The sequence below is a fragment of the Actinocorallia lasiicapitis genome, from assembly GCF_054778695.1.
In genome coordinates this window covers 1-1,308 of sequence record NZ_BAAGZI010000732.1, presented here as the reverse complement: position 1 = coordinate 1,308, position 1,308 = coordinate 1, and the positions used below count along the sequence as shown (strand labels likewise).

1 protein-coding gene is annotated in these 1,308 nt (G+C 75.2%); it reads right to left on the bottom strand.

Going from position 1 to position 1,308, the window contains the following annotated elements:
* A partial coding sequence (locus ACYVE7_RS34200) for an ATP-binding protein (RefSeq protein ID WP_460370745.1) occupies nt 1-1,308 on the bottom strand: 1,308 nt, incomplete at both ends.

The following is a 1,308-nucleotide window of genomic DNA, read 5'->3' as shown; positions in this document are numbered from 1 at the left end:
GATGGCGTCGGCCGCGGCGATCCCGCCGCGCAGCGCGGCGGTGAGTTTGTGGTGGTCGGCGGCCAGCCGGACGAGCCAGGTGAGCTGGTCGGCGGCGCGCAGCGCCGGGTCGGCCCGTTCGATCAGCTCGGTGAAGTGGGCGGCGTGGGCGGCGCGGATCCGGTCGCGTTCGCCGGATTCGGCCAGGCGTTCCAGACCGTAGGCGCGGATGGTCTCCAGGAGCCGGTACCGGCCGTCCTCGGTGACGGTGACCAGGGATTTGTCGGCGAGGGCGTCGAGCAGGTCGAGGAGGTCGGCGCCGTCGGCGCAGACCTGTTCCGCGGCCTCCAGGGTCGCGCCGCCCGCGAAGATCGCGAGCCTGCGCAGGACGGTCCGCTCGTCGGCGGCCAGCAGGTTCCAGCTCCAGTCGATCACCGCGCGCAGCGTCTGGTGGCGGGGGAGCGCGATCCGCGAACCGCCGGTCAGCACCCGGAACCGGTCGTCGAGCCGGACGGCGAGCTGCTCGGGCCCCAGGGTCCGCAGCCGCGCGGCGGCCAGCTCGATGGCGAGCGGCAGCCCGCCGAGCGCGTCGATCAGCTCGGCCATCACCGGGGTCTCGACGACGTTGGGCCGCCCGTACAGCAGCTCGACGGCCGCGGTCGTCGCGAGGGTCGGCACCCGCCACACCTGCTCGCCCGGCGTGCCCAGCGGCACCCGCGAGGTGATGACGATCCGCGCCGACCCGTCGCCGCCGACCGCGTGCGCGGTCCGCGCCGTCCGGACGATCTCCTCGATGACGTGCAGCGCCCCGCCGGTGAGGTGTTCGGCGTTGTCCAGCACGAGCAGCATCCGTCTGGTCCTGACGGCCCGCAGCACCGCGGGCAGCGCCCCGTCGCGGTCGCGTTCCACCCCGAGGACGGTCCGCACCAGTTCGGCGGCGGTGTCGAGGGACGCGTCGGCGGGCAGCGGACCCAGCTCGACGAAGAGCACCCCGCTGAAGGCGCTGTGGTCGCTGTACTCGGCGGACAGCCGCGCCGCGAGCTCCCGCGCGAGCGCCGTCTTGCCCTCGCCGCCGGGCCCGACCAGCGTGACCGCGCCGCACGCGGGGACGATCTCCTGGAGGTACCGCAGGTCGACCTCCCGGCCGACCAGCCCGGTGTCGAGCTCCCGCAGCCGTGCGCCGGCCCGGTCGAAGGTCTCGGCGAGTTCGGCCGTGACGGCCAGTGCCTCGGGCGCGGACTCCAGCCCGGAACCGTCGAGCAGGTCGCCCTGGCGCTGGGCGAGGGCCTCGATGAGCAGCAGCCGTTCGCGGCCGGTGTCGGCGTGCGA